Annotated in this window: 23 protein-coding genes and 1 riboswitch; of the genes, 16 read left to right on the forward strand and 7 right to left on the reverse strand. The window is 68.9% G+C overall.

The window, feature by feature from the left end; translation table 11 throughout:
* Nucleotides 1-300 precede the first annotated feature (300 nt).
* Entirely contained in the window at nt 301-498 is a 198-nt protein-coding gene (locus H0X91_RS08455) for a hypothetical protein (RefSeq protein WP_006477892.1), read from the forward strand.
* 94 nt (nt 499-592) lie between these two features.
* Here H0X91_RS08455 and H0X91_RS08460 read toward each other — a convergent pair whose 3' ends face one another.
* Entirely contained in the window at nt 593-961 is a 369-nt protein-coding gene (locus H0X91_RS08460; RefSeq protein WP_196432949.1) for a hypothetical protein, read from the reverse strand.
* 162 nt (nt 962-1123) lie between these two features.
* Here H0X91_RS08460 and glpD point away from each other — a divergent pair, with 162 nt between their 5' ends.
* From glpD to H0X91_RS08475, 3 genes are all read left to right on the forward strand, one after another.
* Complete coding sequence (gene glpD / locus H0X91_RS08465; protein WP_006484470.1) at nt 1124-2647, forward strand: glycerol-3-phosphate dehydrogenase; 1524 nt, start codon at nt 1124-1126, stop codon at nt 2645-2647.
* Between the two features lie 104 nt (nt 2648-2751).
* Complete coding sequence (gene glpK / locus H0X91_RS08470; protein WP_006497360.1) at nt 2752-4254, forward strand: glycerol kinase GlpK; 1503 nt, start codon at nt 2752-2754, stop codon at nt 4252-4254.
* Between the two features lie 81 nt (nt 4255-4335).
* A complete protein-coding gene (locus H0X91_RS08475) occupies nt 4336-5052 on the forward strand; it encodes an MIP/aquaporin family protein (RefSeq protein ID WP_006484467.1) in 717 nt (238 codons plus the stop codon).
* Between the two features lie 60 nt (nt 5053-5112).
* On the opposite strand, the gene H0X91_RS08480 is transcribed toward H0X91_RS08475, so the two are convergent.
* Genes H0X91_RS08480 through H0X91_RS08490 form a run of 3 tightly spaced genes read right to left on the reverse strand, consistent with a single transcriptional unit; the run spans nt 5113 to nt 7795 of the window.
* A complete protein-coding gene (locus tag H0X91_RS08480; RefSeq protein ID WP_196432950.1) occupies nt 5113-6363 on the reverse strand; it encodes an NAD(P)/FAD-dependent oxidoreductase in 1251 nt (416 codons plus the stop codon).
* 4 nt (nt 6364-6367) lie between these two features.
* Nucleotides 6368-6676 (reverse strand): non-heme iron oxygenase ferredoxin subunit, encoded by a 309-nt coding sequence (locus H0X91_RS08485; RefSeq protein WP_077189714.1) that lies wholly within the window; start codon nt 6674-6676, stop codon nt 6368-6370.
* 36 nt (nt 6677-6712) lie between these two features.
* Nucleotides 6713-7795, reverse strand: a complete 1083-nt coding sequence (locus H0X91_RS08490) for a fatty acid desaturase family protein (protein WP_080323170.1) — start codon at nt 7793-7795, stop codon at nt 6713-6715.
* A gap of 174 nt (nt 7796-7969) precedes the next feature.
* On the opposite strand from H0X91_RS08490, the gene H0X91_RS08495 reads away from it, so the two are divergent.
* From H0X91_RS08495 to H0X91_RS08515, 5 genes are all read left to right on the forward strand, one after another.
* Entirely contained in the window at nt 7970-9034 is a 1065-nt protein-coding gene (locus tag H0X91_RS08495) for a LacI family DNA-binding transcriptional regulator (protein WP_006497363.1), read from the forward strand.
* Between the two features lie 143 nt (nt 9035-9177).
* On the forward strand, nt 9178-10203 hold the full coding sequence (locus H0X91_RS08500) for a xylose isomerase (protein WP_196432951.1): 1026 nt from the start codon (nt 9178-9180) through the stop codon (nt 10201-10203).
* Between the two features lie 40 nt (nt 10204-10243).
* Nucleotides 10244-11071 (forward strand): TIM barrel protein, encoded by an 828-nt coding sequence (locus H0X91_RS08505; RefSeq protein WP_196432952.1) that lies wholly within the window; start codon nt 10244-10246, stop codon nt 11069-11071.
* A gap of 38 nt (nt 11072-11109) precedes the next feature.
* A complete protein-coding gene (gene iolG / locus H0X91_RS08510; RefSeq protein ID WP_048987467.1) occupies nt 11110-12096 on the forward strand; it encodes an inositol 2-dehydrogenase in 987 nt (328 codons plus the stop codon).
* A gap of 188 nt (nt 12097-12284) precedes the next feature.
* Nucleotides 12285-12971 carry an HAD family hydrolase gene (locus tag H0X91_RS08515; RefSeq protein WP_034178337.1) on the forward strand — a complete coding sequence of 229 codons (687 nt, stop codon included), beginning with the start codon at nt 12285-12287 and terminating at the stop codon, nt 12969-12971.
* A 70-nt stretch (nt 12972-13041) separates the two neighbouring features.
* Here H0X91_RS08515 and ribB read toward each other — a convergent pair whose 3' ends face one another.
* From ribB to H0X91_RS08530, 3 genes are all read right to left on the reverse strand, one after another.
* The gene (ribB, locus tag H0X91_RS08520; protein WP_006489272.1) at nt 13042-13752 is read right to left on the reverse strand and encodes a 3,4-dihydroxy-2-butanone-4-phosphate synthase; all 711 of its coding nucleotides are present in this window, start codon (nt 13750-13752) and stop codon (nt 13042-13044) included.
* 118 nt (nt 13753-13870) lie between these two features.
* Nucleotides 13871-14019, reverse strand: a riboswitch (FMN riboswitch).
* 188 nt (nt 14020-14207) lie between these two features.
* On the reverse strand, nt 14208-14897 hold the full coding sequence (locus H0X91_RS08525) for a helix-turn-helix domain-containing protein (RefSeq protein WP_006489265.1): 690 nt from the start codon (nt 14895-14897) through the stop codon (nt 14208-14210).
* Between the two features lie 219 nt (nt 14898-15116).
* Complete coding sequence (locus tag H0X91_RS08530) at nt 15117-16292, reverse strand: MFS transporter (protein WP_006497370.1); 1176 nt, start codon at nt 16290-16292, stop codon at nt 15117-15119.
* 147 nt (nt 16293-16439) lie between these two features.
* Between H0X91_RS08530 and H0X91_RS08535 the strand changes: the two genes are divergently transcribed.
* From H0X91_RS08535 to H0X91_RS08565, 7 genes are all read left to right on the forward strand, one after another.
* The gene (locus tag H0X91_RS08535; protein ID WP_006486591.1) at nt 16440-17372 is read left to right on the forward strand and encodes a LysR family transcriptional regulator; all 933 of its coding nucleotides are present in this window, start codon (nt 16440-16442) and stop codon (nt 17370-17372) included.
* A gap of 213 nt (nt 17373-17585) precedes the next feature.
* Entirely contained in the window at nt 17586-18959 is a 1374-nt protein-coding gene (gene miaB / locus H0X91_RS08540; protein ID WP_006486604.1) for a tRNA (N6-isopentenyl adenosine(37)-C2)-methylthiotransferase MiaB, read from the forward strand.
* A gap of 29 nt (nt 18960-18988) precedes the next feature.
* A complete protein-coding gene (locus H0X91_RS08545) occupies nt 18989-20035 on the forward strand; it encodes a PhoH family protein (RefSeq protein ID WP_058901790.1) in 1047 nt (348 codons plus the stop codon).
* A gap of 151 nt (nt 20036-20186) precedes the next feature.
* Nucleotides 20187-20963, forward strand: coding sequence for an rRNA maturation RNase YbeY (gene ybeY, locus H0X91_RS08550; RefSeq protein WP_006497372.1), 777 nt, complete (start codon nt 20187-20189; stop codon nt 20961-20963).
* Between the two features lie 12 nt (nt 20964-20975).
* Nucleotides 20976-21608 carry a gamma-glutamylcyclotransferase gene (locus H0X91_RS08555; RefSeq protein WP_006486595.1) on the forward strand — a complete coding sequence of 211 codons (633 nt, stop codon included), beginning with the start codon at nt 20976-20978 and terminating at the stop codon, nt 21606-21608.
* Between the two features lie 43 nt (nt 21609-21651).
* A complete protein-coding gene (locus tag H0X91_RS08560) occupies nt 21652-21801 on the forward strand; it encodes a hypothetical protein (protein WP_006497373.1) in 150 nt (49 codons plus the stop codon).
* Between the two features lie 294 nt (nt 21802-22095).
* Nucleotides 22096-22983, forward strand: coding sequence for an HlyC/CorC family transporter (locus H0X91_RS08565; RefSeq protein WP_006487531.1), 888 nt, complete (start codon nt 22096-22098; stop codon nt 22981-22983).
* The last annotated feature ends 49 nt before the right edge of the window (nt 22984-23032 follow it).

Consider the following 23032-nt stretch of genomic DNA (forward strand, 5'->3'; position numbering starts at 1 on the left):
CCGTTGCGATGCTGCACCGCACCTGAAACTTCAAGTGAAATCAAGAAGTTGGCGCCGCGCGCAACCCGCTTGTGGCGGGCCCTTCTGTCAAACGGAAAATTAACGGGGCACGATTTGTCGTTGCCTGCGCGCTCGACTAGACTCCAGTTCCCCGGCCCGTTCGCCGATCCGCCTGTGCCAGGGCGGTGCGAATCGCAGGGCCGGCGAAGACAGCTTTCCCCCCAAGCCATACCCCGCGGGGTATCGCGCGTCGGCGGTGCGCCGGCCGCGCGGGCAGTCCGATTGCCATGGAGAGAAACGATGCTGAGTCCGCATGAATTCGCCACGCTATTGCTTGTGAAGGACGCGCCTGATCAGCGCGACATGGATCGGGATGAACTGGACATCCTGCTCGAACAACAGCTCGTCCGCCTGGAAGGGCTCGGCTCGGGGCGCAAATACTGCGTGACCGAGACCGGCGACGCCGCGCTGCGATCCATCAAATACCGCTATTCGTAAGCTCCGCCGTTCCCTGACCTGAACCTGCTCGCGCGGCCGGAATCGGCCGCGCGGTCGTTCCTGCCTCCCGCCTGTCCGTTCGTCGCCGTCGGCCTCAACCGCCGCGCAGCGTCGGATCGACCGCCGCCCGCCAGCTGATGGCCTGCGCGCGCGCGCCGTTGAAATACGCGATCCAGCCGGCGCGTGCCGCCGCGTCAGGCGCCACATAGTGGGTCGAAAGTTCGTTTACGAACGCACAATAGTTCGCTTCGGTCAGCCCGCGATACCGTTTCGCCACGTACGCGTCGTACAGCGTCGAGTAGACCGGCTGCGCGTCCGCGCCCCAGTCGCGCGCCGCGCCGCCGCACGACGTCTGCAGGTCGACGAACGACGGCGCCCGCCAGTTGCCGGCGAGCGGCGGCATACCCGCGCCGCACCCCGCCAGAAGGACGGCGCACACGCCGGCCCACATCCCAATACGCATGATTCACCTCGCGAAACGGTCGATTCCGCCAGTATCGTCCGGGATCGTGTCGCGCGCTACTGGCCCCGCTTTTTCGAACTTTACTTTTTCGATTCCGTTCGTTAAATTTCGAATTCGAACATTTCATGTTCGCCCCATTTCAACAGACGATAAGGACAGCAGGTGACCCAACCGAATCGCTACGATCTGCTCGTCGTCGGCGGCGGCATCAACGGCGCGGGGATCGCGCGCGATGCGGCCGGCCGCGGCCTGTCGGTCATGCTCTGCGAGCAGGACGACCTCGCGTCGCATACGTCGTCGTCCAGCACGAAGCTGATTCACGGCGGCCTGCGTTACCTCGAGTACAACGAGTTCGGACTGGTGCGCAAGGCGCTGCAGGAGCGCGAAACGCTGCTGCGCGCGGCGCCGCACATCATGTGGCCGCTGCGCTTCGTGATGCCGCACATGCCGAACCTGCGCCCGGCCTGGCTGATCCGCATCGGCCTGTTCCTCTACGATCACCTCGCGAAACGCGAGCTGCTGCCCGGCTCGCGCGGCATCGACATGCGCCGCCATGCGGCCGGCGCGCCGCTGATCGACTCCATCAAGCGCGGCTTCGTGTATTCCGACGGCTGGGTCGACGACGCCCGCCTCGTCGTGCTGAACGCGATGGACGCGAAGGAGCGCGGCGCCGAGATCCTGACGCGCACGAAGCTCCTGTCCGCCGAACGCCGCGGCGACGAATGGGAAGCGCGGCTGCAGCAGGCCGACGGTTCGATCCGCGTCGTGCAGGCGCGCGCGATCGCGAACGCGGCCGGCCCGTGGGTCGGCGACGTGCTGCACGGCGCGCTCGGCCGCGGCGCGCATCACAGCGTGCGGCTCGTGAAGGGCAGCCACATCATCACGCGCCGCCTGTTCGATCACGATCACGCGTACATCTTCCAGAACCCGGACAAGCGGATCATCTTCGCGATTCCGTACGAGCACGACTTCACGCTGATCGGCACGACCGACGTCGAATACACGAGCGATCCGGCGAAGGTCGCGATCGATCGCGACGAGACGCAGTACCTGTGCGATTCGATCAACCGCTATTTCAAGCGCAAGATCTCGCCGGCAGACGTGCACTGGACCTATTCGGGCGTGCGCCCGCTGCTGGAAGACGAGAACGCGGCGAACGCATCGGCCGTCACGCGCGACTATCGCCTTGAACTCGACGACGGCGCGGGCGCGCCGCTGCTGTCGGTGTTCGGCGGCAAGATCACGACGTTCCGCAAGCTCGCGGAAGAAGCCGGCGACATGCTGTGCCGCGCGCTCGGCCGCGACGCGAAGACCTGGACGGCCGGCGTCGCGCTGCCGGGCGGCGACATCGCGGACGCGAAGTTCGACGGGTTCGCCAGCGCGTTCGCGAAACGCCATCCGTGGCTGCCCGCCGCGCTCGCGCGCCGCTATGCACGGGCGTACGGCACGCGTGCGGAGCGCGTGGTGGCGGACGCGAAGTCGCTCGCCGATCTCGGCGCCGAAATCGCGCCGGGCATCCACGATGCCGAACTGCGCTACCTGCGCGACGCCGAATGGGCGACCTGCGCGCAGGACGTGCTGTGGCGCCGCTCGAAGCTCGGGCTGCACGTCGCGCCCGGCACGCTCGACGCCGTGACCGCCGCGGTCGACGCATGGTTCGCCGCCGCGCATGCGCCGCACGCCTGATCCGAATGCAGTTGCAGTTGCCTGACCGACGTTGACTCACCGACGCGCCGCTCACATGCGGCGCGCATCACAACTAAGCCAATCCACGGATGGAGATGAGAGACATGCAGGACCAGTACATCCTCGCGCTTGACCAGGGCACCACGAGTTCCCGCGCGATGCTGTTCGATCGCCAGGGCAATATCGTATCGATCGCCCAGAAGGAATTCGAACAGATCTACCCGCAACCCGGCTGGGTCGAGCACGACCCGCAGGAAATCTGGTCGACGCAAGCCGGCGTCGCCGCGGAAGCCGTCACGCGCACGGGCCTGAACGGCACGTCGATCGCCGCGATCGGCATCACGAACCAGCGCGAAACCACGATCGTCTGGGATCGCGAGACGGGCCAGCCCGTCTACAACGCGATCGTCTGGCAGGATCGCCGCACGGCCGACTTCTGCGACTCGCTGAAGAAGCAGGGCCTCGAAGCGAAGGTGCGCGCGAAGACCGGCCTGCCGATCGACTCGTACTTCTCCGCGACGAAGATCCGCTGGATCCTCGACAACGTGCCGGGCGCGCGCGACAAGGCGCGCCAGGGCAAGCTCGCGTTCGGCACCGTCGACAGCTGGCTCGTGTGGAACTTCACGAAGCATGAGCTGCACGTGACCGACGTGACCAACGCGTCGCGCACGATGCTGTTCAACATCCATACGCGCGAGTGGGACAGCGAGCTGCTCGAACTGCTCGACATCCCGCGCAGCATGCTGCCCGAAGTGAAGGCGTCGTCGGAAATCTACGGCCACACGAAGACCACCGTGTTCGCATCGAAGATCCCGCTCGCGGGCATCGCCGGCGACCAGCATGCGGCGCTGTTCGGCCAGATGTGCACGACGTCGGGCATGGTGAAGAACACCTACGGCACCGGCTGCTTCCTGATGATGAACACCGGCGACAAGCCGATCGAATCGAAGAACAACCTCGTCACGACGATCGCCTGGCAGATCGGCGACGACGTGCAGTACGCGCTCGAAGGCAGCATCTTCATCGCGGGCGCGGTCGTGCAGTGGCTGCGCGACGGCGTCGGCCTCATCAAGACGGCCGCGGAAATCGAGGCGCTCGCCGCCAGCGTGCCGCATACCGACGGCGTGTATCTCGTGCCGGCCTTCGCCGGCCTCGGCGCGCCGCACTGGAACGCGCGGGCGCGCGGCTCGGTGTTCGGCGTCACGCGCGGCACGAGCGCCGCGCATCTGGCGCGCGCGGCGCTCGATGCGATCGCGTACCAGTCGCTCGACGTGCTGGCCGCGATGGAAGCCGATTCGGGCATTAGCATCGGCGAGCTGCGGGTGGACGGCGGCGCGAGCGCGAACGACCTGCTGATGCAGTTCCAGGCCGACCTGCTCGGCGTCGACGCGGTGCGCCCGCAGATCACCGAGACGACCGCGCTCGGCGCGGCCTACCTCGCGGGCCTCGCGATCGGCTACTGGAAGAACCTCGACGAAGTGCGCGACCAGTGGCAGCTCGATCGCCGCTTCGCACCGTCGATGCCGAAGGAGCAGGTCGAGCAGCGCATGGCCGGCTGGCAGCGGGCGGTGCGCGCCGCGAAGGCATGGGCCGACGACGCCCAGTAATCCGAATCAGTCCGGACGACATACAACAACACTGGCGGACCGCGCGACGCGCGAGTCCGCCGTGACATACGAGAGACAATCATGTCACCTTACATTGCAGAATTCATCGGCACAGCGATCCTCGTGCTGCTCGGCAACGGCGCGGTCGCAAACGTGCTGCTTGCAAAGACCAAGGGCAAAGGCGCGGACCTGATCGTGATCGTGATGGGCTGGGCGATGGCGGTATTCGTCGCGGTCTACGTGACCGCGTCGTTCAGCGGCGCGCACCTGAACCCGATCGTCACGATCAGCCTCGCGCTCGCGGGCAAGTTCGCGTGGTCGAAAGTCGGCGGCTACGTCCTCGCGCAGATGCTCGGCGGGATGGCCGGCGCGTTGCTCGTGTGGCTCGCGTATCGCCAGCACTTCGCGAAGGAAGCCGATGCGGACCTGAAGCTCGCGGTGTTCTGCACGGCACCGGCGATCCGCAGCGTCACGCACAACGTGCTGACCGAAGCGATCTGCACGTTCGTGCTGATCCTCGGCGTGCTGTATCTCGCGTCGCCGCAGGTCGGCCTCGGCGCACTCGACGCGCTGCCCGTCGGCCTGCTGGTGCTCGGCATCGGCATCTCGCTCGGCGGCCCGACCGGCTATGCGATGAGCCCCGCGCGCGACCTGTCGCCGCGCATCATGCATGCGCTGCTGCCGATTCCCGGCAAGCGCGACAGCGACTGGCGCTATGCATGGGTGCCGGTCGTCGGCCCGCTGCTGGGCGGCGCCGCGGCGGCCGGCCTGTATCTGCACCTGCACACCACGATCTGATCGCGGTTTGAACGAAGCGCGCGGCCTGCACTGCCGCGCGCTTCACGCCCCTGCGTCGTTCTACCGGTCATTCACGGCCGTCACCAGCGATTTCAGCTTCACGTCGACGTCCGCGACCGCCGCCGGCGTCACGTCGGTCCCGCGCTCGACCAGCATTCTCGCCACGCGCATGTCCTTCACGAATCCCGCTGCACGGCCGAAGCCGCTCGCCGCGACGAGCCGCGCGCGCGCGTCGAAATGGAAATGGATTTCCGCATCGTCGCCGAGCACGCGCGCGACCGATTGCGTGCCGAGCGCCGGCTCCCCGGCCACCTGCAACTGCGCATCGTATTGATCGGACCAGAACCACGGCGTATCGCGATACGGCTCGCCCGCACCGAGCATGTTGCGGGCGGCGACGTGCGCCTGCGTCTCCGCGCCGTGCCACGTCTCCTGCCGAACCGGCTGGCCCGATAGCGCGCTCGGAAACACCGCGACGTCGCCGGCCGCGTAGATGCCGCGCGCCGACGTCTCGAGCTGCGCATTCACGACGATCCCGCGCTCGACCGCGAGGCCCGCGTCGCGCGCCAGCTCGTCGGCCGGTTCGATGCCGATGCCGGCCACGACCGTGTCGGCGATCAGCGTGTCGCCGTCGTCGAGCACGACGGCCAGCGCCCCGCCCGCGGTCCGCTCGATCGCCACCGGCGTCCGGTTCAGACGAATCGCCACGCCCTGCTCGTCGTGCAGCGCATGCACGCGCGTCGCGATGGCTGCCGGCACCGCGCGGCCGAGCAGTCGCGGCGCCGCATCGAGCACGGTCACGCGGCAGCCGCGCTGCCGCGCCGACGCCGCGACTTCGAGACCGATGAAGCCACCGCCGATCAGCACGATCCGCGCGTCGGGCACGAGCCGCGCGCCGAGCGCCGCCGCATCGTCGAGCGTGCGCAAGGCGAATACCCCGTCGAGCGCCGCGCCCGGGATGGCCAGGCGACGCGCACGGCCGCCCGTGGCCAGCAGCAGCGCGTCGTAGCCGAACACGTGCCCGCCGGACACCCGCACTTCGCGTGCGTGCGGTTCGATGCGCTCGACGGTCGCGACGATCCGTTCGATGCGATCGGCCGCCCAGGCTTGCGCATCGCGCAACCGGCATTGCGCCGCGCTGCGCTCGCCCGTCAGCACGCCCTTCGACAGCGGCGGCCGCTCGTACGGCGGATGCGGCTCCGCGCCGATCAGCACGATGCGCCCGCGCCAGCCGCACGCGCGCAGCTCCTGCGCCGCGCGGCCGCCCGCATGGCCCGCACCGACGATCGCCATCACCCGGTCGCTGTTCATTGCGTCATACCTCGATCAGGATGCGGCCGTCTTCGATCTTCGCGCGGTACGTGCGCAGCTTCTCGCACGCGGGCGCCGACAGCGGCCGGCCGTCGCGCACGTCGAAGCGGCCGTTGTGCTTCGGGCATTCGATCACGTGATCCATCACGAGCCCGTCCGCGAGATGCACCTGCTCGTGCGTGCACAGGCCATCGCTCGCATACACGTGGCCGCCGATCCGGTAGATCGCGTACGTGCGGCCGCCGTGGTCGAAGCGTGCGACGTCTTCATCGTCGATATCGTCGAGCGCGCCGGTGTCGATCCATTGCGTCATGGTGTGTGTCTCCTTCGTCGGGATATTGGATAACGGCTAGGCGCGCGCGGCATCGGGCACCGGCCGCACGACGCAAGCGGACGGGTCGCGCGTCTGCCGGACCAGCGCCGGCACGATCTCCGCGTACGCGGCCAGCGTGCTGCGGTACGGCGGCGGCATGTCGGCCTTCACGGCTTCATGCAGCTTCGGCAACGCATGGAACGGCACCATCGGGAACATGTGGTGCTCGACGTGATAGTTCATGTTCCAGTACAGGAAGCGGAACACCGGATTCATCATCACGGTCCGGCAATTGCGCCGGTGATCGAGCACGTTCTCCGGCATGCCCGCGTGCTGCGTGAGGCCGAAATACAGGTACAGCCACGCGCCGTAGAGGCTCGGCAGCCCGATGTAGAGCAGCGGCAGGATCGTGTGCCAGTAGAGCGCCGCGCCCGTCACGAGTGCGTAGATCGCGAGATGGATGCGCGACTCGCGCACGACCTTCGGCCATTCCGATGCAGGTACGTAGGTGCGTTCCTCGTCGTCGAGCCGGCCGGTGAACGACACTGCGATCATCTTGCGCAGTTCGCCGGCCACGTGCTTCAGCGCGACGACGTTCAGCGCGAGCGTGAGCCAGTCGGTCGGCTTCGGCGCGGCGATTTCCGGATCGCGCCCGACGATCAGCGTATCGGTGTGATGGCGCGCATGGCTCCAGCGCCAGGCAGTCGCGCGGCGGAACACCTGGAACGACGCGACCTGGTACAGCACGTCGTTCATCCAGCGCGTGCGGAACGCGGTGCCGTGCCCGCATTCGTGCCAGCGCGAATCGGCCGGGCTGCAGTACAGCGTGCCGTACACGAAGAATGCGGGGATCGCCCACGTCGAATGCGCGCGCCACGCCAGCCACGCGAGCACGCCGCTGATTGCAATCGCCGCGTACCAGATCAGCGTGTCGCGAATCGCACGCGCATCGCCGCGCTGCATCAACTGCTTCATCAGCGGCCGCGGCACCGCGCAGCGGTACCACGCGGCGTTGACGAGCCCGGCCGCGTGCGCGCGCTCGCCGGCGCCGCCAATCATTCGGTATGCCTGACGGCGCGCCGCCGTGGGTTCGCGTGCCGGGTCGTCGGGTTGGGCCACGTCTGTCTCCTGGGGTTCTTGTGCGGGGGAAGCGCGGCAAGCGCTTCGCCATAGGAACGAAATTAGGCGAGCGGCCGCCCCGCCTCAATCGAAACGTTGACGAAATTTCGCCACCGCTTTAGCGTTCCCGACAACGCCACGCGATCGATGGCGACCCTCACGATGGAGACGACCATGGCAGGTGAATCCGGGCCGCGCTGGCGCAAGCGCACCGCGCGCTTCGACGAGATCGCGGCGCTCGCCGGCGTCAGCACGACCACCGTCGACCGCGTGCTGAACGAGCGCGGCAGCGTCTCCGCGCAGGCGCGCGAACGCGTGGTGGCGGCCGCGCGGCAGCTCGGCGTGCCGCGGCAGCTGCCCGACACGCGGCACGGGCTGATCCACGTCGACGTGCTGCTGCCGGACACCGACGCGCCATTCTTCCGACGCTTGCAGCAGGCGCTGCAGCGCTCGCTGCAGATGCTCGACCGGCGCGTGGTCGTGCACCGGACGATCCTGCCCGCCGCGGACGACGTGCGCGCCGCGACGCTGATCGAACGGCCCGCGTACCGGCGCGCGGCGCTGATCGTCACCGCGCACGACACGGCCCGCGTGCGCGACGCGCTGGCCGGCGCGATCGCGCGGGGCGAGACCGTCGTCACGATGGTCACCGACATCGGCGGCATCGACCGCACGCACTTCGCCGGCATCGACAACTATCGCGCCGGGCGCACGGCCGGCTACTACATCGGCCGCCTCGCGGCGCGCCCCGGCCGCGTGCTGCTGCTCGGCGGGCGCATGGGCTACCGCGCGCACGTCGACCGGATGGCCGGCTGCCGCGACCAGCTCGCCGACGCGTTCGCCGCCGTGCGCTGCGACGACGCGCCGGTCGAGACGCTCGACCAGGACGACCGCTGCTACCGCGCGGTGTCGAAGGCGCTGCAGGCGCACGACGACGTGGTCGCGATCTACAACAGCGGCGCGGGTTCGGCCGGCATCGAAGCGGCGCTGCGCAAGGCCGGCGCGATCGGGCGCGTCGTGTGGATCGGCCACGAGATGATCGACCAGCATCGCGCCTTCATCGAAGCCGGCGCGATGGATCTCGCGATCGACCAGGATCCGGACGGACAGGCGATTTCCGCGCTGCAGCACGTGCTGCATGCATGCGGCATCGTCGAACAACCGCCGCCGGACGATCCGGTCGAATTCCGCGTGTTCTGTCCGGCGAACGTGAGGACGAGCGCGTACCTGCAGCCGTGAATCGCGCCGCGCGGCGGGCCGCGTGCTCGCGGCGAAAAAATCGACCGTCGCGTTGGCGATTTTTCGCCAACGTTTGTCATGCGGGTCGCGCCGCGCCTCCGTACATTGGTCAGCCATCGATAACCGACAACGGACAGGAGACGATGGCTGAACCGATCCTCATCGGCGTGAACCTCGACGGCGTGCTCGAACACGACGGGCTGCCGGCGCCAACGCCCGCCGAACGCTTTCGGATGATCGCCGGCGCCGGCGTGTTCGATTACATCGAAAAGAACCCGGTACGCGGCGAGGACCTGTCGCCGTATTTCGCGCTGGTCGACCGCCACGCGCTGCCGATTCGCGTGATCGGCGGCATCTGGTGCGCGGGCCGCGACGAAGCGCATGTCGCCGAGATCCTCGCGGCGGGCGCGCGCTTCGGCAGCACGGTGCTCAACTGCCAGCTGTTCGCGCATCACGCGGACGGCCATCCGCTGTCGGACCGCGAAGTCGCCGATTTCTACCTGCGCGCCTACGCATCGGGCGAGCCGGTCGGCTGCCTGCCGAGCCTCGAAGTGCACGTCGACATGTGGAGCGAGGATGTCGCCCGCGTGGCGCGCGTCGCGCGGCTGGTCGAGCAGGCCGGCGCGCCGTTCCGGATCACGCTCGATCATTCGCATCTGCTGTTCAAGATCGGCAACCGCGCCGAGCTCGACGCGTCGGGGCTGCGCGAATCGGCCGACGGCGGCTGCGCGATGCTCGACCCGGCGTCGCCCGCCGCGATCTACACCGACTGGATCGCGCGCGGCTGGGTCCGGCATGCGCATGCGCGCAGCGTGACGCCGAACAATCCCGCCAACCGCTGGATGCGCCGCGCGGACGGCCGGCCCGGGCGCGGTATCCAGTACCCGTTCGTCGAACCCGCGCCGGGCGCCTATCACGGCGAATGGCGTGCGGCGTCGCTCGATCCGTGGAAAGCCGCGCTGCGCCAGTTGCTGCACGCGCAAGCGCAGGCCGAGGTTCACGCTCCCGCTCCCGCGCAGCCGGCACGACTCGAGCAGATCAGCTGCGAGTTCATCCCGTTTCCCGACTACGGCGGCGGCGCACGCTATTCGATCTTCGACAACAACGTCGCGTGCGCGCAATGGCTGCGCGACACGTGGCAAGCATTCGCCGCGCATGCCGGCACCTGATTCGCCCCCCACGCCCCACTCAAGCTCCAAGGACAGAACGATGACGCAAGCCTGCCACTTTTCGCTGAACCGGATGAGCGCGCCGCGCTTGCCGCTCGACCGCTACGTCGCGCTGTGCCGGCGCCTCGGTGTCGACACGATCGAGATCCGCAACGATCTCGACGGCGTCGAGCTCGCCGACGGCACGCCGGCCGCCGCCGTGCGCGCAACCGCCGAGGCCGGCGGCGTGACGATTCTGACGATCAACGCGCTGCAGCGCTTCGAGCAGTGGAACGCCGAGCGCGCGGACGAGGCGACCGCGCTGGCCGACTACGCGGCGCAATGCGGCGCGCGTGCGCTGGTGCTGTGCCCGACCAACAGCCGCGCCGACACGCGCAGCGCGGACGCCCGCCACGCGGATCTCGTGACGGCGCTGCAGGCGCTGAAGCCGATCCTCGCGGCCCGCGGCCTGCTCGGCTTCATCGAGCCGCTCGGTTTCGAGGAATGCGCGCTGCGCCGCAAGTCGGACGCGGTAAAGGGCATCTACGCGGCGGCGGGCGAGCCGGTGTTCCGGCTCGTGCACGACACGTTCCACCATCATCTCGCCGGCGAGGACATCTTCTTCCCGAACCTGACGGGCCTCGTGCACATCTCGGGCGTCGAGGAAGCCGACCTGCCGATCGAGCGGATGCGCGACGGCCACCGCGTGCTGGTCGGCGGCGCCGACCGGCTCGGCAACATCCCGCAACTGCGCGAGCTGCTCGCGCGCGGCTACCGCGGCGCGCTGTCGTTCGAGCCGTTCGCGAGCGAGATCGCCGAAGCCGACGACATCGAAGACCGGCTGCGGGCGAGCATCGACTACGTGCGCGGCGCACTGGCGGATCGCTGAGCGCATCGGCAAGACAACGCAATCCACCGGAGAACGGAATGATCGAATTCGCTTTGTTCGGCGCGGGCCGCATCGGCAAGATCCACGCGGCGAATCTCGCGCGCCAGCCGGGCGCGAAACTGACATACGTGATCGACCGGCACGCGCCGTCGGCGGAAGCGCTCGCCCGCATGCACGGCGCGCAGGTCGCCGACGTCGAGCGCGCGCTCGGCGACGCGTCGGTGCAGGCTGTCGTGATCGCGTCGAGCACCGACACGCACGCGGATCTCATCGTCGCCGCCGCGAACGCGGGCAAGGCGGTGTTCTGCGAGAAACCGGTCGACCTCACCGTCGAACGCTCGCGTGCATGCGCGGACGTCGTGCGGCGCGCCGGCGTGACCTGCATGATCGGCTTTCAGCGCCGCTTCGACCCGACCTTCGCGGCGCTGAAGGCGCGCGTCGAGCGCGGCGAGATCGGCGCGCCGGAAATGCTGGTCGTCACGAGCCGCGATCCGGGCGCGCCGCCCGCCGACTACATTCGCAGCTCGGGCGGCATTTTCAAGGACATGCTGATCCACGACTTCGACGTGTTCCGCTGGATCCTCGGCGACGAAGCGCAGACGCTGCACGCGACGGGCAGTTGCCTGACCGATCCGGCCGTGCACGACGCGGGCGACATCGATTCGACCGCCGTGACGATCCGCACGCGGCGCGGGTTGCTGTGCCAGATCAACACGTCGCGGCGCGCGGCCTACGGTTACGACCAGCGCTTCGAGCTGCTCGGCAGCCAAGGGATGCTGCAGGCCGGCAACGTGCGGCCGACCGAGGTGAGCGCCTGGCTCGCGGGCGGCATCGCGACGGACGTGCCGGAGCCGTTCTTCCTCGAACGCTACCGGCACGCGTACGCGGCCGAGATCGCGCACTTCGTCGACGCGCTGCGCGACGGCACGCCGGTCCGGACGACGATCGACGACGGGCTCGCCGCGCTCGAGCTGGCCGAAGCCGCGATGACGTCGTGGAAAACGGGGCGCGTGATCGCGCTGTGACGCCGTGAACGGCGGCGGCCCGCGCAACCGGGTCGCCGCAGCCGCACGACCGGCGGCACTCGGGCACGCGTTGCCGCAGTAGCACGGCCGCATCGGGCAAATTTGCCGCCACGTCGCGCGGCAGGCGCATGAAAGCACGTATGATGGCGAATCGATCGGCGTCGCCGATATCCCGCGTTTTCATCACCATGCTCGATCACCTCATCTGCGACTGCGACGGCGTGCTCGTCGACAGCGAAGTCATCGCCGACCGCGTGCTGCTCGACACGCTGTCCGCCACGTTCCCCAACCTCGATTTCGAAGCCGCCGCGAAGTCGGCATTCGGCCAGCAGACGTCGCGCTTCCTCACCGGCATCGAATCCCGCTTCGGCATCGAGATGCCCGCCAACTTCATCGAGACCATCGAGCACAACATCGAAATCGCGCTCGCGCAATCGCTCGCACCGATCAGCGGCGTGCGCGACGCATTGCTGAAGGTCACGCTGCCGGCCGCCGTCGTGTCGAACAGCCGGCTCGTGCGCGTGCGCAATTCGCTGAAGCGCGCGTCGCTCACCGAGATCTTCGGCGAGCGCGTGTTCAGTTCCGAACAGGTCGCGCGGCCGAAGCCCTACCCCGACGTCTACCTGCATGCGGCGCACACGCTCGGCGTCGAGCCGGCGCGCTGCGTCGTCGTCGAGGACAGCATCTCGGGGCTGAATGCCGCGCGGGCGGCCGGGATGAAGACGATCGCGTTCGTCGGCGCGAGCCACATCCCCGACAACTACGCGGACGCGCTGCGCGCGATGGGCATCACGCGGATCATGCGCCGGATGGACGAACTGCCGGCGCTCGTCGAAGCCGGCATGCGCGGCGAATTCGGCGACGTGCAGTCCTGATCGTCATTCGGGCCGGACCGGGTCGATCCGGCCATGCCGCGGGCGCGCGTACGCGCCCGCCTTCCTTCGCTCAGGCCGGCTCGCAGCAGCGTTCGCGCGCCGCGGCCAGCGCCTCGCGGAACTCGACGAGTTCCGCGATCGTCAGCATCGGCAGCCCGTGCCGCTGCGCGAAGCGCTCGACATCGTCGCCGCGCGTCATCGTGCCGTCCGGATTCATCAGCTCGCACAGTACGCCGGCCGGCTTCAGGCCCGCGAGGATCGACAGGTCGACCGTGCCTTCGGTATGACCGCGGCGCGCCAGCACGCCGCCCGGTTGCGCACGCAACGGAAACACGTGGCCGGGGCGCACGATGTCGTGCGGCTTCGCGCCGTCGGCGATCGCCGCGCGGATCGTCGTCACGCGATCGGCGGCCGACACCCCGGTATGCACGCCTTCGCGCGCCTCGATCGAGACGGTGAACGCGGTGCCGTTGCGGCTTTCGTTGGTCTGCACCATCGGCGGCAGCTCGAGCGCGCGCACCGTGTCGTCGGTCAGGCACAGGCAGACGATGCCGCTGCACTCGCGGATCAACAGCGCCATCGTCTCGGGCGTGATGCGCTCGGCGGCGACGATCAGGTCGGCTTCGTTCTCGCGGTCGTGGTCGTCCTGCAGCACGACCGCGCGGCCTGCGCGCATCGCGTCGAGCGCAGCGGCGATGCGCGGCGGCACCGGTTCGGAATCCAGCAACGGGAGATCGGCAAAGGCGTCGGCAGGCGCCGACGAAACGGACATCAAGGACATGTGAAACGCTCCTCGCAAATACGATTTGGGCGAAAAACGTTTCAGGGCATTGCAAACAGACAGAACGACAACCCGCTTCGCACGCAGCGCGAAGCGGCCCTGACGGACATGACTATCTGCACATCTTCTCTCATCCGGACTGTGACCGTCGGCTCTGGCATTCGACCAGATCTGCTGACCCCGCGCGGATGCGCGGGCGCTCGCGGGCTCGCCGGCTTACGCCAGCCTACCGCCGGTGGGGAATTTCGCCCCGCCCTGAAGACGCACTGATTGCCGGACGGGAACGCCCCGTCACCGGCGGGCCAAGCATACAACAGCCGCGCGCGACGCGCAGCCCACTACCGGTAAAACCTTACTGACGACCCTGTCTAACGGCATCGTCCGAACGGCCGACGCACCCGCCCGCGATCCCGCGAGAATCCGGGAGCGCAGTCGCGCCGCGCGCACCCGCGCGATCAGTTGGCGGCCGCCGTGTGCGCCGCGTCGGGCACAAGCCAGCGCGGCGGCACCTCGGGGCTCACCGTCACGCGAAACGCCCGCGCTTCGCTGTCGCCCGGGTTGCGCAGGCTGTACGGCTGGTCGGCATCGAACACGATCGCGTCGCCGGTTGCGAGCAACTGGCGGCGATCGTGCACGCTGACTTCGAGCGTGCCTTCGCTGACGACGAGGTTGACCGTCGTGCCGGGGGCGCGACGCGCGCCGGGCTCCGTATGCAGCGGCGCGATGCGCAGCTCGTGGAATTCGGCCGCGGCCGGCTCGCCTTCCGGATACAGCGCACGCGCCGAGAAACGGCCGTTCGAGCTGACGACGCGGGACGCGCGCTCGGCCGCCAGGTGCTCGAAACCGTTCACCGCGTGGCGCCGCAGGAACGCGGCGACCGACACCTTCAGCGCCGCGGCGATCTTGCAGAGCACCTTGATCGACGGCACGCTGCGCGCCGATTCGATCTGCGCGAGCATCGCGCGCGACACGCCGGACAGCCGCGCGAGCGCATCGAGCGACAGTTGCCGCTCGGCGCGCAAGCGCGCGAGGTTCACGCCGACGACCTGCTCGAGCACGTCGAGCGACGCGGACGCGCGCAGGTCGGCGGCATGGCCGGACTCGAAGGAAGACACGTCGCGCACGAGCGCCAGGGATGAAGACATAGCATTGCCTCCGGGCCGCCGCGCGGCCCTGCGTAGGGGGTAAGCCGGAATCGGAATCGGGTTGCGCCGGTCATTGGCGCGTATCGAGACGCTATCACCCGGCCTGGCACGGGCAAACGAAGTTATCTTCACACCGTTATCAGCATCGCGGAGGAATGCGTTTCTCGCGAACCTTTTCCTGCCGCTATGGCGTCGCCGTCGGCGCGCCGGGGCCGACGCTCACTGCGCCGCCGGCGCGGCGCCGCGGGCCGGGCCGCGCGCGTCGAGCCGCATCGCGAGCCACGTGACGATCAGCGCCGCGAACGTCACCGCGACCGCGACCCACGGCAGCGCATCGAGCGCGAAGCCGTGTTCCAGCGCGAGGCCGCCGAGCCACGCACCGCCCGCATTGCCGACGTTGAACGCGCCGATGTTCAGCGTCGACGCGAGATGCGGCGCGCTCGCGGCCTTCTCGACCACGCGCGCCTGCAGCGGCGGCACCGTCGCGAACGCGGCGATCCCCCAGACGAATACGGTGACGGCCGCCGCGACCGGCAGGTGGCTCGTCTTCGCGAACACGGCCATCACGGCCATCAGCGCGACGAGGATCGCGATCAGCGACGGCATCAGCGCGCGGTCGGCGAGCTTGCCGCCGATCGTATTGCCGATCGTCAGCCCCGCGCCGAACAGCACGAGGATCAGCGCGACCGCGCGCGGCGAGTAGCCCGACACGGTCTCGAGAATCGGCGCGATGTACGTGAACACCACGAACACGCCGCCGAAGCCGAGCACGGTCATCAGCAGCGCGAGCCACACCTGCGGCTCCTTCAGCACGCGCACTTCGTGGCCGAGGCCGACCGGCCCGCTGTCGTGGCGGTTCGGCACCAGCGCGGCCACGCCGCCGAGCGCCAGCACGCCGAGCGCGGCGACGATCCAGAACGACGCGCGCCAGCCGAGCAACTGGCCGACGAACGTGCCGAACGGCACGCCGAGCACGTTCGACAGCGTGAGTCCGGTAAACATCAGCGCGATCGCGCTCGCGCGCTTGTCGGCCGGCACGAGCGACGCGGCGACCACCGCACCGATGCCGAAGAACGAACCGTGCGCGAACGACGTGACGACGCGCGCGACCATCAGCATCGCGTAGCCGGACGCGGTCGCGCACAGCACGTTGCCGACGATGAAGATCGCCATCAGCAACTGCAGCGCAGCCTTGCGCGGCATGCGGCTCGTCAGCACCGCGAGCAGCGGCGCGCCGACCGCGACGCCGAGCGCGTAGCCGGTGACGAGCAGGCCGGCCGACGGCAGCGACACGGCCAGGTCGTGCGCAACTTCGGGCAGCAAGCCCATGATGATGAATTCGGTGGTGCCGATGGCGAAGGCGCTGATCGCGAGCGCCAGTAACGGAATGGGCATGACGTTCTCCGGAAGGCGGCGGCCGCGGCGCCCGATCGGTGCCGCACCGCACAAAAAAGCGGGGTGTGCGCGCATTGTCCCGAAGACGCCTATATTTGATAATTGGCGTGGCATTTGAACCATTTTCAAATATTTCTGGAAAATCGCATGGACCGACTGGGCGACATCCGGCTGTTCGTCGAGGCGGCGGAGCTGGGCAGCCTGTCCGCCGCCGGGCGCAAGCTGAACCTCACGCCGGCCGCCGCGAGCGCGCGGCTCGCGAAGCTCGAGGCGAAGATCGCGACGCGGCTGTTCGAACGCTCGACGCGGCAATTGCGGCTCACCGACGAAGGCAAGCTGTACCTGAACTGCTGCCGCCAGGCGCTGCAGGCGCTCGACGACGCGGACGCGATGCTGCAGGAAGGCCGCAATGTCGTGAGCGGCAAGGTGCGGCTGTCGTCGACGTCCGATTTCGGCCGCCATCAGTTGCTCGACTGGCTCCACGAATTCACGACGCTGCATCCGGGCGTCACGTTCTCGCTGACGGCGTCCGATTCGTCGTCGAACCTGTGGCAGGACGAGATCGACCTCGCGATCCGCTTCGCCGCGCCGCCCGACGGCGCGCTGATCGCCCGCCGGCTCGCGACCAACCGGCGCGTGCTGTGCGCGGCGCCGTCGTTCGTCGAGCGCCATGGCGTGCCGGCCGATCCGCACGATCTGGCCCGCTTTCCGTGCAACGTGATCACGATCGCGTCCGGCCCGATGAACACCTGGCACTTCACGCGCGGCGACGAAGTGCAGATCCACACGGTGCCCGTGTCGACGGCGTTCGAGACCAACGACGGCGGGCTCACGCGCGAATGGACGCTGCGCGGCCACGGCATTGCGCTGAAGTCGCTGTGGGACATCGCCGACGACGTCCGCGCGGGCCGGCTGCGCGTGCTGCTGCCCGAGTGGCGGCACCAGGACGCGCCGCTGCACGCGATCTATCACAGCAAGCGCTACATGGCGCCGCGCGTGCGCGTGCTGCTCGACTTTCTCGCCGAACGCTTCGCGCGCGAGGAAGCCGCGCTCGACGACCTGCTGAACGCGTGTCGCTGACGGCCGGGCCGTCACCACTCCGGGGTCGGAACGCGAAAACCGGCGTCGCGCGCCCGCAACCGGCCGCCCGTCCGTCTTGGCATGGAAAGCTATAATGGAAGGCTTTCCCGACGGCCTTTCCTGTCCGTGCGCGCGATTCGCGTGCCGCGCACGGCCGTCCCGACTCACCCTTGACGACGCCCCCAGGTCAACCACTGCGAACGGCGAATCCCCATGACCAAGAAAGTTTACGTAAAGACCTTCGGCTGCCAGATGAACGAGTACGACTCGGACAAGATGGTGGACGTGCTCAACGCGGCCGAAGGCCTCGAAAAGACCGACACGCCGGAAGACGCGGACATCATCCTGTTCAACACGTGCTCGGTGCGTGAAAAGGCGCAGGAAAAGGTGTTCTCCGATCTCGGCCGCGTGCGCGAGCTGAAGGAAGCGAAGCCCGGCCTGCTGATCGGCGTCGGCGGCTGCGTCGCGAGCCAGGAAGGCGCGTCGATCGTGTCGCGCGCGCCGTACGTCGACCTCGTGTTCGGCCCGCAGACCCTGCACCGCCTGCCGCAGATGATCGACGCGCGCCGCGCGAGCGGCCGCGCGCAGGTCGACATCACGTTCCCCGAAATCGAGAAGTTCGACCACCTGCCGCCCGCGCGCGTCGAGGGGCCGAGCGCGTTCGTGTCGATCATGGAAGGCTGCTCGAAGTACTGCAGCTACTGCGTGGTGCCGTACACGCGCGGCGATGAAGTGTCGCGCCCGCTCGACGACGTGCTGACCGAAGTGGCCGGCCTCGCCGACCAGGGCGTGCGCGAAGTCACGCTGCTCGGCCAGAACGTGAACGCCTACCGCGGCGCGCTGGCGGCCGGCTCGTCCGAGATCGCCGATTTCGCGACGCTGATCGAATACGTCGCCGACATCCCCGGCATCGAGCGGATCCGCTACACGACGTCGCATCCGAAGGAATTCACGCAGCGCCTGATCGACACCTACGCGAAGGTGCCGAAGCTCGTGAACCACCTGCACCTGCCGGTCCAGCACGGTTCCGACCGCATCCTGATGGCGATGAAGCGCGGCTACACGGTGCTCGAATACAAGTCGGTGATCCGCAAGCTGCGCGCGATCCGCCCCGACCTGTCGCTGTCGACCGACATGATCGTCGGCTTCCCCGGCGAGACCGAGGACGATTTCGACAAGATGATGGCGCTCGTGCACGAGATGGGCTACGACACCAGCTTCTCGTTCATCTACAGCCCGCGCCCCGGCACGCCGGCCGCGAACCTCGCCGACGACACGCCGCGCGACGTGAAGCTCAAACGCCTGCAACATCTGCAGGCGACGATCGAGGAGAACGTCGCGCGCATCAGCCAGTCGATGGTCGGGAAGGTCGAGCGGATCCTCGTCGAGGGCCCGTCGCGCAAGGACCCGAACGAACTCGCGGGCCGCACCGAGAACAACCGGGTCGTGAATTTCCCGGCGCCGCTCGCGTCGCACCCGCGCCTGATCGGCCAGATGATCGACGTGAAGATCAACCATGCGTACCCGCACTCGCTGCGCGGCGAGCTCGTGATCGTCAGCGACGACGCGAGCGCGGCCACCCACTGATTGACGCCCGACAGGAGCCCGACGCTACTTTGAAGACCGTCCAAGCACTGGAATTCACCGCCCCGCGCGACGACAACGCGCGCCTCGCCAACCTCTGCGGCCCGCTCGACGAGAACCTGCGGCAGATCGAACAGGCGCTCGACGTCACGCTCGCGCGGCGCGGCCACCGGATCACGATCCGCGGGCGCGGCGCCAAGCTCGCGCTCGCCGCGCTCGAAAACTTCTACAACCGCGCGCGCGATCCGCTGTCGGTCGACGACATCCAGCTCGCGCTGGTCGAGGTGCGCCACACGGCCGGCAACGGCCGCCAGGACACGCTCGACGTGCGCTTTCGCGGCGACCCCGATCATCCGTTCGACGAACCGGTCGTGCAGCTCGACGCGGACGCGCCGGACGAAGAGCCGGCGCCGAAGCTCTACACGCGGCGCGCCGACCTGCGCGGCCGCACGCCCGCCCAGCGCGAATACCTGAAGCAGATCCTGTCGCACGACGTGACGTTCGGCATCGGGCCGGCCGGCACCGGCAAGACCTACCTCGCGGTCGCGTGCGCGGTCGACGCGCTCGAGCGCGACCAGGTCAAGCGGATCGTGCTGACGCGCCCGGCCGTCGAGGCCGGCGAGCGGCTCGGCTTCCTGCCCGGCGATCTCGCGCAGAAGGTCGACCCGTACCTGCGTCCGCTGTACGACGCGCTGTACGACCTGCTCGGCTTCGACAAGACGGCCAAGATGTTCGAGCGCCAGATGATCGAGATCGCGCCGCTCGCGTACATGCGCGGCCGCACGCTGAACCACGCGTTCATCATCCTCGACGAGGCGCAGAACACGACGCCCGAGCAGATGAAGATGTTCCTCACGCGGATCGGCTTCGGCTCGAAGGCGGTCGTGACGGGCGACACGAGCCAGGTCGACCTGCCGCGCGGCCACAAGAGCGGCCTCGTCGAGGCGCAGCAGGTGCTCGGCGGCGTGCGCGGCATCGCGCTCACCCGCTTCACGAGCGCGGACGTGGTGCGCCATCCGCTCGTCGCGCGCATCGTCGAGGCGTACGACGAATTCCACGCGCAGCACCAGGACGGCTGAGCGGCGGCGCGCGTGCGCTGCCCCAGGCCTGCCGGCCCGGCCCGCCGTCATGGCGCGCCGGGCTTTTTTTCACCCGCGCGCAGCCCGGCCGAATTCGGGCGCGATCGGCCGTTTGGTGTATCCTCAACGCGTCCCAATCGCCGCACGCGTCATGAAATCCTCCCGTTCCCGCAAGTCCGGTCGCGCCCAGTCCGCCGCGTCCGAATCCCCCCGCCTTTCGCTGTTCGACGCGAAGGGCAAAGCCCGCACCGTCAACGCGCAAGGGCTGCGGATCGACTTCCCGGACGGCCGCAGCCTGATGTTCGACCTGTCGGGCAGCTCGGGCGACGCGGCCGTCGCGATCGTCGCGCAGCACAACGATCCGGCGATGCGCGCGAAGCTCGCGCTGCAACCCGAGCATTACGACAGCGTGACGCTGCACGTCGGCGCCGAGTTCGCGCCGCGCGAGGACGATCCGGAAGACGAGCCGCGCGCGCTGGAACTCGACCTGTCGGTGCAGTACGGCGACGAGATCACGAGCGACGTGCGCAAGACGCTCCCCAAGCGCAAGCTGATCGCCGAATGGCTCGAGCCGGCGCTGTTCGCGAGCGCGCAGCTCACCGTGCGCTTCGTCGGCGAGAACGAAGGCCGTACGCTGAACGCCGGCTACCGCCACAAGGACTATCCGACCAACGTGCTGACCTTCGCGTACGACGCGGCGCCCGACGGCACCGTGATCGGCGACCTGGTGCTGTGCTGCCCGGTGGTCGAGAAGGAAGCGCACGACCAGGGCAAGCCGCTCATGGCCCATTACGCGCACCTGCTGGTGCACGGCGCGCTGCACGCGCAGGGCTACGACCACGAGACCAGCGACGAGGACGCGGCCGAAATGGAAGCGCTCGAAGTCGACATCCTCGCTAAACTGGGTTTCCCGAACCCGTACCAGTAAGCCGTCCGCCCGATGCGTAACGCCGCGATGCTGCCGCCCGCCTACCCGCCGTCGATCGGCGAAGGCCGTCTGCTGACGGAAGACGAGCTCGCGGCGTCGCTCGCGCATACGATGCGCGACTGGGACGGCCGGCAGGATCTGTGGCTGTTCGGCTATGGCTCGCTGATCTGGAACCCCGGGCTGCCGACCGTCGCCGCCGTACGCGGCAAGGTGCACGGCTATCACCGCGGGCTCTACCTGTGGTCGCGCGTGAACCGCGGCACCCCCGAACGGCCGGGCCTCGTGCTCGCGCTCGATCGCGGCGGCTCGTGCTCGGGCATCGCGTTCCGGCTCTCCGGCCCGACCGCGCAGCCGCATCTCGAGACGCTGTGGAAGCGCGAGATGCCGATGGGCTCGTACCGGCCCGCGTGGCTGCCGTGCTCGCTCGAGACCGGCGAACGCGTGAACGCGCTCGCGTTCGTGATGCGCCGCGATGCACCGACCTATACGGGCAAGCTGACCGATCCCGTCGTGAAGGAAGTGTTCAGTTGCGCGGCCGGCCGCTACGGCACGACGCTCGACTACGTGAGCCGCACGGTCGACGCGCTGCGCGCGAGCGGCATCCCCGACCGCGCGCTGGAAGGGCTGCTGGCGCGATGCCGGTGATGCGACACCACGCCGCCCGCGCATCCGAACGAGGACATCCCCGATGAAACCGTCAAACTGGTCGCGCGGCAGGATCGCCGCGCTGCTCGTCGCCGCGAGCGTCGCGCTGTCCGGCTGCGGAATCCTCGGCTGCGGCGGCGCCGCGACCAACGGCGCGGCCGCCGGCGGCTGCTCGGCCGGCATGCGGTTCTGAACCGCGCGCCGGCGGCGCCCGCCTGCGGCAGAATGCCGCGCTCACGACCGATGTCCCGCGTCGGGCCGCGCCGCCCTTGCCGCCGCCGTTTTTTTGCCGCCGCGCCCCGCCGACTCTTTCTGCGCTAGGATGGACCCGAGGACGATGTCGCGCCCGGCGCGGCCGTCCGCGAGCGGGCCCGCGCGAGCCGCCCATCCTGGCCGTGCGGCCGGGGTGACACGGTCGCGTCGTGCCCTTGGTGTATCCTTGCCTACTCCGTGACCGCGCGCCCCGGCATGACCCGGGCGCACCACCATGAACGATTCGTATCCCAGTCGTAAGTCAACCGACAAACCGCAAGAAAAGCGCTCGCTGCTCGAGCGCCTGACCGACTTCATCTCGCCCGAGCCCGAATCCCGCGGCGAGCTGCTGGAAATCCTCCAGGACGCCCACGAACGCAACCTGATCGACGCCGATTCGCTGTCGATGATCGAAGGCGTGTTCCAGGTATCCGATCTGTGCGCCCGCGACATCATGGTGCCGCGCGCGCAGATGGACGCGATCAACATCGCCGACAAGCCCGAGGATTTCATCCCGTTCGTCCTCGAAAAGGCGCACTCGCGCTACCCCGTGTACGAGGAGAACCGCGACAACGTGATCGGCGTGCTGCTCGCGAAGGACCTGCTGCGCTTCTACGCCGAGGAAGAGTTCGACGTGCGCGGGATGCTGCGCCCGGCCGTGTTCATTCCGGAATCGAAGCGCCTGAACGTGCTGCTGCACGACTTCCGCGTGAACCGCAACCACCTGGCGATCGTCGTCGACGAATACGGCGGCGTCGCGGGCCTGATCACGATCGAGGACGTGCTCGAACAGATCGTCGGCGACATCGAGGACGAATACGACTTCGACGAGGAAGCCGGCAACATCATCGCGGGGCCGGACGGCCGCTACCGCGTGCGTGCGCTCACCGAGATCGAACAGTTCAACGAGGTGTTCGGCACCGATTTCCCCGACGACGAAGTCGACACGATCGGCGGGCTGATCACCCATCATTTCGGACGCGTGCCGCACCGCGGCGAGAAGCTGCAGCTCGGCAACCTCGCGTTCGAAATCCAGCGCGGCGATGCGCGCCAGGTTCATGTGCTGCTGGTGCGCCGCAACCCGCTCGCCAGCCGTCGCGCCGAAACCTCGCACGAAGACTGACCGTTCCGCGCCAGCCGCGCCTCCTTCAACCGCTCGCCCACTTCCGCTT

This window comes from Burkholderia sp. 9777_1386 (assembly GCF_015712265.1).
In the GTDB taxonomy this organism is placed as follows: domain Bacteria; phylum Pseudomonadota; class Gammaproteobacteria; order Burkholderiales; family Burkholderiaceae; genus Burkholderia; species Burkholderia cenocepacia.

What these genes read in the sequence shown, in the direction of transcription:
- H0X91_RS08455 (WP_006477892.1), top strand. Translation starts at nt 301, where the DNA reads ATGCTGAGTCCGCATGAATTCGCCACGCTATTGCTTGTGAAGGACGCG.
- H0X91_RS08460 (WP_196432949.1), bottom strand. Translation starts at nt 961, where the DNA reads ATGCGTATTGGGATGTGGGCCGGCGTGTGCGCCGTCCTTCTGGCGGGG.
- glpK (WP_006497360.1), top strand. Translation starts at nt 2,752, where the DNA reads ATGCAGGACCAGTACATCCTCGCGCTTGACCAGGGCACCACGAGTTCC.
- H0X91_RS08475 (WP_006484467.1), top strand. Translation starts at nt 4,336, where the DNA reads ATGTCACCTTACATTGCAGAATTCATCGGCACAGCGATCCTCGTGCTG.
- H0X91_RS08480 (WP_196432950.1), bottom strand. Translation starts at nt 6,363, where the DNA reads ATGAACAGCGACCGGGTGATGGCGATCGTCGGTGCGGGCCATGCGGGC.
- H0X91_RS08485 (WP_077189714.1), bottom strand. Translation starts at nt 6,676, where the DNA reads ATGACGCAATGGATCGACACCGGCGCGCTCGACGATATCGACGATGAA.
- H0X91_RS08495 (WP_006497363.1), top strand. Translation starts at nt 7,970, where the DNA reads ATGGCAGGTGAATCCGGGCCGCGCTGGCGCAAGCGCACCGCGCGCTTC.
- H0X91_RS08500 (WP_196432951.1), top strand. Translation starts at nt 9,178, where the DNA reads ATGGCTGAACCGATCCTCATCGGCGTGAACCTCGACGGCGTGCTCGAA.
- H0X91_RS08505 (WP_196432952.1), top strand. Translation starts at nt 10,244, where the DNA reads ATGACGCAAGCCTGCCACTTTTCGCTGAACCGGATGAGCGCGCCGCGC.
- iolG (WP_048987467.1), top strand. Translation starts at nt 11,110, where the DNA reads ATGATCGAATTCGCTTTGTTCGGCGCGGGCCGCATCGGCAAGATCCAC.
- H0X91_RS08515 (WP_034178337.1), top strand. Translation starts at nt 12,285, where the DNA reads ATGCTCGATCACCTCATCTGCGACTGCGACGGCGTGCTCGTCGACAGC.
- ribB (WP_006489272.1), bottom strand. Translation starts at nt 13,752, where the DNA reads ATGTCCTTGATGTCCGTTTCGTCGGCGCCTGCCGACGCCTTTGCCGAT.
- H0X91_RS08525 (WP_006489265.1), bottom strand. Translation starts at nt 14,897, where the DNA reads ATGTCTTCATCCCTGGCGCTCGTGCGCGACGTGTCTTCCTTCGAGTCC.
- H0X91_RS08530 (WP_006497370.1), bottom strand. Translation starts at nt 16,292, where the DNA reads ATGCCCATTCCGTTACTGGCGCTCGCGATCAGCGCCTTCGCCATCGGC.
- H0X91_RS08535 (WP_006486591.1), top strand. Translation starts at nt 16,440, where the DNA reads ATGGACCGACTGGGCGACATCCGGCTGTTCGTCGAGGCGGCGGAGCTG.
- miaB (WP_006486604.1), top strand. Translation starts at nt 17,586, where the DNA reads ATGACCAAGAAAGTTTACGTAAAGACCTTCGGCTGCCAGATGAACGAG.
- ybeY (WP_006497372.1), top strand. Translation starts at nt 20,187, where the DNA reads ATGAAATCCTCCCGTTCCCGCAAGTCCGGTCGCGCCCAGTCCGCCGCG.
- H0X91_RS08555 (WP_006486595.1), top strand. Translation starts at nt 20,976, where the DNA reads ATGCGTAACGCCGCGATGCTGCCGCCCGCCTACCCGCCGTCGATCGGC.
- H0X91_RS08560 (WP_006497373.1), top strand. Translation starts at nt 21,652, where the DNA reads ATGAAACCGTCAAACTGGTCGCGCGGCAGGATCGCCGCGCTGCTCGTC.
- H0X91_RS08565 (WP_006487531.1), top strand. Translation starts at nt 22,096, where the DNA reads ATGAACGATTCGTATCCCAGTCGTAAGTCAACCGACAAACCGCAAGAA.